This is a genomic window from Sphingobium indicum BiD32 (assembly GCF_000382885.1).
Taxonomy (GTDB): Bacteria; Pseudomonadota; Alphaproteobacteria; order Sphingomonadales; family Sphingomonadaceae; genus Sphingobium; species Sphingobium japonicum_C.
In genome coordinates, this window is sequence record NZ_CAVK010000212.1 from 1 (window position 1) to 9,563 (window position 9,563).

A 9,563-nucleotide genomic window follows, 5' to 3' on the forward strand; every position below is an offset into this window, starting at 1 on the left:
GGCCGCTCGCACCGCTAACCATCATGCAGCGCCAGAAACCGGACGATTGCATCGCGAGCAATCTCCTTGCGCGCCAAGCTCACTGCATCTTCAAGATCGAGGATGATGGCATCCGCACCCGAAATCGCAGCCTTTTCCATGCGCTCCGGCCGGTCACCCGGCACAAACAGCAGCGAACGCGGAATCATGCTCAACTCCCCTTCAGCGAAACGGAAGACTCTGGATAATCAACATTTCTTCAGCCAAGTCTGGACGTTATCCAATTCGTTCAGCTTGCTCACGGCTGCTGCTATGTCGTGCAGCCTGTCCCCGATCACCGGCCGCGCCAAGCCCTCGAACTTCGTCAGGATTGCGCTGTCGGAAAGAAAATTCGCAGGCTCGCCCAAGGGAACAATCACCGTTTTCTCGTAGCGCACACCCCCGGCTTCGATGATGATTCGACCCGACATGTTCTGAGGAAATTCAGCCTCAATATCAGCATCATGAACACAATCGACTTTTGCCATGAGGGCCCGCACTTCGGGATCTTGGATCTTGCCGTAGCTATCCCACGTCATTCCCCCATGCAGCAAGGCCATCGATAGTACGAAGGGCGCACTGAATTGCGCACCGACCAAGTTTCCGGGGTTCTGCTTGTCCGCAAGAGGCGCTCCAACCAACAGGAGGCCAGCTCGAGACAGCCCATATGTGATCCGATCCACAGCGGCCGGTGGGGTGTCCAGTTCCGGTCGCAATGCGAGCACCGCGTCAATACCCGCATGCCCGTATCGGCAGGAAGGATAAGGCTTGATCCCTGTGGCCAGAGCCTCGAAAACGGTTCCGAGATCTTCGCAAATGCGCCCGGGGCGGGGTGAAGGCGCATATCCCTGAAGGAACCCGTGCCGCCCTTCCAGCCCCGCCTTCGGTCCCCGGTATCCTTCGCGAGCCAGGAGTGCAGCGGAGAGGCCGGCTTGCGAAGCCCAGCCGACCTGGAACGGCTTCGTCCAGGCTCCATCGACCAGGAATTGCAGGCTACCCGCACTCTGGCTGAGCGCTATGCCTATGGCGCTTTCGATCTCATCAGCATTGAGCCCCAGAATACGCCCTGCTGCTACAGCGGCTCCAAAGACGCCGCAGGTGGCCGTGGGGTGGAAGCCACGTGCGTAGTGCTCGCCTGCCGGCAAAGCCAAGCCGATCCGGCAGGTCGTTTCGTATCCGGCAACGATCCCTGCCACGAGATCAGAACCGGAGGCGCCGATCAATCCTGCGGCCGATAAAGCCGCCGGGATAACAGGGGCCCCTGGATGCAACGTGCTGGGCGCGTGCGTATCATCGAAATCCAGAGCATGGCCAAGCGCCGCATTCAGAAAAGCTGCACCTACTGGACTCCATTTGTCGCCGTCGCCGAAAACCGTTGCAGTTCCGCCGTACATGCCCATTGCGACTGCGCCCGCCTTCAGGCTGGATGCTGCTGGGGCTTCAACGTTGGCACGAATGATACTCCCCAACAGATCGAGAACCAAGGCGCGGACACGCTCGACAAGGCGTGGCGGAAGATCGTCAGACTTCAGCGTCGCGCAATAGTGAGAAAGAGTGGCGGTCACCGACATAACTCATTCACCTTCATCCCCGGACGGCTTTTCCTATCCGGTAAATTTGTATATGAGAATGTTTGAATTAGGCATGTGCTATATAGGGTAGTTATATCTGATGGGCGTCGACTTCAAACGTCTGGCAAGCTTCATTTGGATCGCAGACCTTGGCTCATTGAGCCGCGCCGCTGATCGGATGCGGGTTGCACAACCTGCACTCAGTCGTCAGATGCGCCTACTTGAAGCCGAATTGGGAGTTCCCCTCTTCGCTCGACATCGCCGAGGAATGTCATTGACATCTGCAGGCGAAGAACTTCGTTCGCGCCTGCTGGGACCACTTCGCCAGATCGAACTGGTGGTCGAGGACATCCGCTCCCTCTCCGACGAGGTGACGGGAAACATCGCTATCGGAGTGCCTCCGACAGTCAGTCACGTTTTGGCCGGGGCTCTTGCGAAACGGGTCGTCAACCAGGCGCCGAATGTGTCGCTACGAGTTGTCGAGGGCTATGCAGCGCATCTCATCGATTGGCTGCAGCGAGGGGAGATTGACGTGGCAATCCTGTATGGTCCAGCCGCAGATCTGCAATTGAAGACCGAAGACCTCCTGATCGAGGAGATTTGCTTGGTCGGGTCTGCGGAAAGCGATCTCTCACCATCACGGAGCGTCAGATTCAAGGATCTGGCGGCCCTTCCCCTAATTCTCCCAAGTCGCCCCCATGGATTGAGGGTCGTGGCGGATAATGCCGCAGTCAAGGCGAAAGTGAAACTCAGTGTCAGATTCCAAGCGGACTCCTTCGTGCTGATGAAGGAACTGGTTGAATCAGATCTTGGCTATTCCATGATGCCATATTCGGCCATCGTCAGAGAAGCAGAAGCCGGGCGCCTGCGCTGGGCCCCTATCGTAGAACCGACCGTCAACCGACAGCTGGTTCTGGGCACGCATCCTGGCACGACATCCCGCACCGCAAAGACATTGGCCAAAATGGTCCGCCGTGAAATTGCCGACCAGGTGAACATTGGCCGATGGTCAGCGAGATTGCTCTTCGATCCACATTCGTCCGAGTAGGCAGATTGTACCTGCCGCAGCGACGGCACCCGCGTGCATTCCAGGTTTAACGCCGGTTGGCGTGCGAGCAGGTTGCATGCCGCGGAACGAGTTCGAACAGCATCACGGTGCCCGCCAGATCGGCCGATCACCGAACAAAGTCCGCAAAGACTGCCGCATGCCAACCTATCGCCCCCGGCGAACGGGCTTCTCGAACGTTGCAGACAAACTTTCCTGACCGCAACCTGACCTGCCGAAAGATAGGACAACTCTCAGCCGCCCGCAGTAATTTTGGCACTAGAACAAAGATGAGAGGAACGGAGCTATGTCTAACTCCATATGGCAATCTTTCTTGCACGCGCAGGCCGGGACCATCAAATTTCTAGCCGTGCCGTCGATCGCCTTTCTGATCATCCTGCCGTTATATTTCGCCATAAAATCACTGCTTAACAATGGACGAATATCATTATCAACGGTGCTTGGGCAGGCTTTTCCCAAGTATATGTACTCCGGCCCCCAAGCTCGAACCGATGCAGTGAACTGGGTCTTGAATTATGTAGTCATAAGCCCCCTGCGTGTACTCGCGTTCCTGCTAATCGGGACGTGGATCACGATCGATGTAGGTGCAACTCTGACCGGCTGGTTCGGCCCTCGACCTCAAGTAGTGCATGCGCTCTGGGCGATCGCACTATTTCAATACATTGGCGCAACGCTGGTCGCCAGTTTCTTTGACTATTGGGTCCACCGAGCAACCCACCAGGTTCCCTGGCTGTGGAGCTTCCATCGAACGCATCACTCGGTCGAACATCTCAACTTTTTTGCGCTGGCTCGGGTTCATCCGATTGAACACTTTCTCTTCTTCGGTGTGGCAGCTATCGGCTTTCCGCTCGGCTCGCAAATCGCTTCCTACCTGTGCGGGGTAAACGCTTCACCTGTGAACGTTATCGTCATATCGTTGGTCGCATATGCACGACTTATTTCGTTCGACCGCCTTGGCCATTCACACATCCCGCTATCGTTTGGCTGGCTGAACTTGATCATCCCTGGCCCGGCAGTCCATCAAATTCATCACAGTGCAGAGCTTCGCCATCGCGACACGAATTTCTCTCAGAATCTTCCATTCTGGGACTTCGTTTTCGGCACGTACTATATGCCTAAAAAAGGTGAGACCTGGCGCTGCGGCCTGACCGAAGATGAACTTGGCGAGAACAACCCACACCAGACCATGCGCCAACTATACTTCGAACCCTTTGTGCATTTCTGGAGCCAAATCCGACCTGCCAGGCGCTGATCACACCATCCATTCAATGCGGGCACTCCGCGACATCGATCCTGAAAATCGATTTAGGGAGTGCCTGCTTCCGGACAGGCCATAACATGAGAGAAACGACCCACGCTCACCACAGCCGCAACGCCATTGTGCCCTTTCAATGCGCTACGCCACAAGCAATCGTCGATGACTTGCGCGAGCGCCTCGCACGGACACGTTGGCCGGACCAGTTGGACGGTGCCGAATGGGACTATGGCACCGAACGCGAATATTTGCGGGAGCTTTGCGCGTATTGGGCGGACCAGTTCGACTGGCATGCCGCCGAAGCGCGGTTCAACGCCTATCCGCAGTACATGACCCAGGTTGATGGCGAGAATCTCCACTTTTATCACATCCGCTCACCCGAACCCGATGCGATCCCGCTTGTCATCGTCCACGGCTATCCCGGCTCAGTAACGGAATTTCTCGAGGTGTTCGGACCGCTATCGGATCCCGCCCGGCACGGCGGAAGCCGTCGCGATGCCTTTCACGTTATCGCGCCGTCAATTCCCGGCTATGGCTGGTCGGGACCAACTCAGCGGCAGGGCTTCGACACGAATTCGGCCGCTGCCGCCTTCGTAACGCTAATGGAGCGCTTGGGTTACAGCCGCTACGTCGTGCAAGGCGGTGATTGGGGCGCGCGCATAGTTACCGCCATGGCAGAACAGCGCCCTGACCGGGTCGCGTCGATCCACCTCAACATGATTGGGGGCAGTCCACCGGACCCCAATGATCCGCTCGCGGGGCTGACCGACGATGAGATCGCATACGTGACATGGAAAAAGGCCTATGACGCTAGGGAATCCGGCTATTATGCCATTCAGTCAACGAAGCCGCAGTCGCTGGCTTATGGTCTCACTGATTCTCCGGCAGGGCTCGCGGGGTGGATTGTCGAGAAATTCCGCACCTGGAGTGATTGCGACGGAGAGGTCGAACGCGCATTCAGCAAAGATCAGCTACTCGAGAATATCATGCTGTACTGGGTGACCGGGACGATCAATTCGGCGATGCGGCTCTATTACGAGTCACTGGGGCCAGGGCGTTTTTCCGCAAGCTTGGGCGAACGGCTGATGGTGCCCACTGGCCACGCCCAATTTCCGGGAGATATCCGCCGCACCCCACGCGCTTGGGCTGAGCGGGCGTACAATATTGTGCACTGGAAAAGGATGCCTCAGGGCGGCCACTTCGCGGCGCTGGAACAGCCGCAACTTTTTGTTGATGAACTACGCGGATTCTTCAGCGGATTCCGCTGACCCGCCTCCCGCTAGCACCTTCGATTTGATGCTAAGTCAGCCCCACTCGAAGGAGTAGACGAATGAGGAAGAGCCATTTCACCGAGGAACAGATCATTTGCCGGATCAAGAAGCAGTAGGCCGGCCTGTCGTCTGGTGAGGTCTGTCGTAAGAATGGTCTGAGCCCGGCGCAAGATAGAAGCGTCCCACCCGGCGCGCTTATTCCGGTGGGACAAAACCTCATGTCCTACGACGATATCGAGTAACCTGTGGTCAGGTCCGCGCCGGATCCACGCGTGAATACCCGCAACCCGAGCCCATCATGCGATAAATGGAGGGGCCCAAGGGTCCTTGCTCGACCGGAGCGGCACCCTAGGCATCACCTTCTGATTCCTGCCGTTTACACGGCGGCGGCCGATGACGTGATGGGGTGGACGGCCCCCGCGGTGCAAGAGGTTTTGGGCATTGATGAGCACCGGTCGGGTGCATCCATGTGTCCGGCCTGTTCGCGCAGCACTGCATGGCTGCTGGCCCTGATGAAGTCCGCGGATCGTTTCCCTGATCACGTCAACGCGCTTGGTTAGCGCCTGCTCCCCTTGGGTTTACACGATCCCCGGTCTGACCGGTCTGTCATCACCACTCATTCACCCCGCACCATCTCGTGGGCGCTGCCTTTCGCTCCCCAGAGCTCAAGCCGCTGCCGATCGATATACCTCTCCTCTGCTCATGATGACCCAGGCGATCCGGGCGGTCTTGTTGGCCAGAGCCACGCTGGCGATCTTTGCCGGTTTGGTCGCCAGCAGTCTGGCCAGCCACGGCTGCTTCGCTCGGTCCTTGCGGGTCATTCGCGTCACGGCCGTGGCCCCAACGACAAGTAGGCGTCGAAGGTAGCCATCACCCTGTTTGGTGATGCCGCCAAGCCGTTCCTTGCCGCCCGAGCTGTGCGGTCGCGGTGTCAGGCCCAACCAGGCCGCGAACTGGCGGCCTGATCGGAAGATCGAGGCATCTGGTACTGTTGCCGCAATGGCCGACGCTGTAATCGGTCCGATGCCGGGAACCGTCGCCAAGCGCTGGCTGACCTCGTCGTGGCGATGCCAGTCGAGGATCTGCTTCTCGAGATGTCCGATCTCGCGAACAAGCGCATGGAACTGAGCCACGATGCTACGCAGGGCCGACTGCGCATGAACCGGCACGGCATCTTGCGCTTCCTGCACCAGCGCCAGCAGCGAGTTGACGCCGGCAGGGCCTTGGGCCTTCACGATCCCGTACTCGCCAAGGTGCGCACGCAATGCGTTGATCAGCATGGTCCGTTGCCGGACCAGAAGGTCGCGGGTCTTGTGCAGCATGAGTGCAGCTTGCTGCTCTTCCGACTTCACCGCCACGAACCGCATGGTTGGTCTGGTCACTGCTTCGCAGATCGCCTCGGCATCGGCGGCATCAGTCTTGCCGCGCTTCACGTATGGCTTCACGTAGGCTGGCGGCATCAGCCGCACCCGGTGACCAAGAGCGCCGATCTCTCGGCCCCAATAGTGGGCCGAGGCACAGGCCTCCATCCCGACAAGACAGGGCGGCAGCTTGGCGAAGAACTTCAGGACCTCTGCTCGGCGAAGCTGCCGGCGTACGACGGGCTGTCCTTGCGCATCGATGGCGTGGATCTGGAACACGTTCTTGGCCAGATCGAGGCCGATAACAACGATCTCCTGGGACATGGACGACTCCTCTAGACGTGGCTTCCGACAGCCGCATCTTACACACCTACCTCGGTGCGGGGGCCGTCCACCCCATCACGTCATGTTATGCAACAAAGCTGCCGGGCACACAAAAAGGGACCGGATTACTCCGGTCCCTTTGCTTTTTAGCCACTTTTGCGTCTTGTTGACGTCAGAACTTGGCACCAATCGTACCGCCGAACACGCGTGGTTCGGCCTGTGCAGCATAAGTGCCGCTACCCGAACCGTTGGCATCTTGACGATAGATATGATTGGTCAAGTTGGTTCCCCAGATCCGGACATAGTAGTGGTCGCTGGGATCGGTCCAGGTAATCGAAGCATTGACCAGCGCATAACCATTCTGAACGAACCGTTGCTCACGAAGCCGCCCCGCAGGGATGCCCGCGCAATTATAGGTCGAGGTAACACCCGCCAATGTCACCGGCGTGGCCTGACACCAAATCGACGGATTTCTCAGGACGTAGCTTGAGGTATATTTCAGATTCGCCGAGAAGCGAAGGCCTCCATCGCCATGCGGAATATTGTAATCCATTCCCAGGTTACCGGAAAATTCTGGCGAACGCGACATCGGCAGTCCGGAAAGATCCTGATTCTGGTTGACGTTGACAAACCTCTTGAGGGGGTCGGTGTTGACATTCAAGCCAGCCGCCGCTGGGTTGACCCCGAGGCCGCCGAAGATGAACCCATCGCCATAGCGGGCATGCAGATAGAGGGCGCTGCCCCTGATGGTGAAGTTTTCGACCGGCTTGAACTCGAAACTCGCGTCGATGCCATAGATGCTGGCCTTGGGTGCGTTGACAAAATCGACGACTGGTGTCCCGGCGCTGGTCTGCCTCGTCGCGCTGATCTGTAGATCTGTGTAATTGTAGTAGAATCCGGCGATATCGAATCGATAGTCGTTCCCAGCGGTCTTGAAACCGACCTCAAATGATTCGATCGATTCCTGTCTGGCCGGCAAATAACAATCGGATGCCACCGGCGTCGCGTTTACGCAACTCGGCGGCGTTGAATTGAAAACACCGCTGCGGAAACCCTTGGAATATGTGAAGTATGCATTGGTACGAGGCGATATCTCATAACGAATCGAAGCGCGCGGCGTAAATTTCGAGAACGTACCGCTCGTGTTAATCGGGGCTCGTGCAAGAATAGCAATGCCCGTCGTGCTGGAGTAAACATCATGCTTTTCGTGGCTATAGCGCCCGCCAACATTGATGTACAATTTGTCGGTTAGGCGATAAGTTACGTCAGCGTAGATCGCAAATGCATCTTTTGTCTGTTTGAAGTCCAATGTAGATATGGCGGTATAGTCGGCGATAGTCCCCGGCGTCGTTCCAGGATTCAGCGGATTCAGCCCAGAATAATTAACGGCCAGGGGGTCATAAATTGTCTGATCGCGAAAATACATTCCGCCAATAGAGAGATCAACTTTGTCGATTGCACTTGTCGTGAAATCTATAGCCTGCTGAAAGGTTTTACCGGTGAACTGAGAACTGCCATAGTTCGCTGGAATGTACGAACCATCGAAGTCAAATCGAACATCACTCTTTAATTGGGAATAACTCGTTATAGACTTGATCGTGCCGACCCCGGTATCCAATTCCAAAGTTAAGGCACTCTCGTGTTGCTTGAATTGCGCAACAGTGTCCAAATCGGTGGCGATAATGCCTAAACCGGTTGGCAGCGTGGCGCCTCCAGGCCTGGTGTAGACGAAAGAGCCGCCCGGATTGACGTTCTCAATGGGTGAGAAGGCCATCAAATGCGGATCGTCGACCCTAACATAACTATACGCCAAAATGGCCCGGAACGATTCGGACAGGTCAGCTTTCAATTTGACACGCAGCATTTCCTGCTCGATCGGAAGCGCGCAGCAAGTTGCCGCTCCAGGCGTGGTGCGGCTCGCCAGTTTGACGTAGCTGTCGCTGCGGCGCACGTACCCGGCCACGCCGACACCTACATTCTCTCCCAAGGGGCCGGAGATATAAGCGTTCCCGCGCCTGTCATTGAAGCTGGCATACGTGAACTCGGCCTTGCCGGTCCAGCTGTCTGACGGCATCGCCGTGGTTAGCAGGATGGCGCCGCCTGCGGCGTTTCGGCCATAGAACGTACCCTGCGGACCTTTCAGAACCTGAACGCTTTCGATATTGGGAAGATCGATATTGAGCGAAATCGGGGCTGGTTGATAGACGCCGTCCACATAGGTGGCGATATTGCCTTCGAAATTACCGTTGATGGCTGTCGTGATGCCGCGCAGCGCCGGCTGTGCGCCAGCGCCGGCCGATCCCAGCACAAATCCAGATGTGACATTCGACAAATCGCGAAGGCTTGTGACGCCCGAATTGGCAAGCGTTTCGCCGGTCACTACTGACACGGACATTGGCACTTCCTCGAGCCTCTCCGCACGCTTCTGGGCCGTCACGATGATATCGTTCGAATTCGTGTCCGATGTCGACGCATCTTGCGCCAGCGCAGGCGCGCTGCTCAGCACGAACATTGTCGACGCGCCCGCAAGCAGACCAGCCCTGACGGCACAACGGAAAGATAAAACATCATTTCGCATATTAGTTCCTCCCCAAAAAAACGCGGTGCAATGGAGTCGGTCTTTGTATGTCCGCCACTCTCAGCGCCATTCTACTCATGGGTCATAAGGTGCGAACCTATCTGAGTAGCCCCTAGATT

At 57.3% G+C, this 9,563-nt stretch carries 6 protein-coding genes and 1 pseudogene; 3 read left to right on the top strand and 4 right to left on the bottom strand.

The annotated features are described in order from the left end of the window. Nucleotides 1-29 precede the first annotated feature (29 nt). Together EBBID32_RS25025 and EBBID32_RS19545 are read right to left on the bottom strand one after the other, a co-directional pair. Nucleotides 30-188 (bottom strand): annotated as a pseudogene (locus tag EBBID32_RS25025) (aldolase/citrate lyase family protein); the annotation flags it as partial. 39 nt (nt 189-227) lie between these two features. After that, nucleotides 228-1,589, bottom strand: coding sequence for an MmgE/PrpD family protein (locus EBBID32_RS19545; RefSeq protein ID WP_037492000.1), 1,362 nt, complete (start codon nt 1,587-1,589; stop codon nt 228-230). Nucleotides 1,590-1,689: 100 nt separating this feature from the next. Here EBBID32_RS19545 and EBBID32_RS19550 point away from each other — a divergent pair, with 100 nt between their 5' ends. The 3 genes from EBBID32_RS19550 (at nt 1,690) to EBBID32_RS19560 (ending at nt 5,178) form a co-directional block, all read left to right on the top strand. Next, nucleotides 1,690-2,637: a LysR substrate-binding domain-containing protein gene (locus EBBID32_RS19550; RefSeq protein ID WP_037492003.1), complete on the top strand. Its 948-nt coding sequence runs from the start codon at nt 1,690-1,692 to the stop codon at nt 2,635-2,637. Between the two features lie 304 nt (nt 2,638-2,941). Next, the gene (locus EBBID32_RS23280) at nt 2,942-3,907 is read left to right on the top strand and encodes a sterol desaturase family protein (protein ID WP_051093391.1); all 966 of its coding nucleotides are present in this window, start codon (nt 2,942-2,944) and stop codon (nt 3,905-3,907) included. Between the two features lie 86 nt (nt 3,908-3,993). After that, on the top strand, nt 3,994-5,178 hold the full coding sequence (locus EBBID32_RS19560; protein ID WP_006964613.1) for an epoxide hydrolase family protein: 1,185 nt from the start codon (nt 3,994-3,996) through the stop codon (nt 5,176-5,178). Nucleotides 5,179-5,846: 668 nt separating this feature from the next. Here EBBID32_RS19560 and EBBID32_RS19565 read toward each other — a convergent pair. Both EBBID32_RS19565 and EBBID32_RS19570 read right to left on the bottom strand, forming a co-directional pair. Beyond that, nucleotides 5,847-6,866, bottom strand: coding sequence for an IS110 family transposase (locus tag EBBID32_RS19565; protein ID WP_006964616.1), 1,020 nt, complete (start codon nt 6,864-6,866; stop codon nt 5,847-5,849). Between the two features lie 172 nt (nt 6,867-7,038). Next, complete coding sequence (locus EBBID32_RS19570) at nt 7,039-9,444, bottom strand: TonB-dependent receptor (RefSeq protein ID WP_006964618.1); 2,406 nt, start codon at nt 9,442-9,444, stop codon at nt 7,039-7,041. Nucleotides 9,445-9,563: the final 119 nt, after the last annotated feature.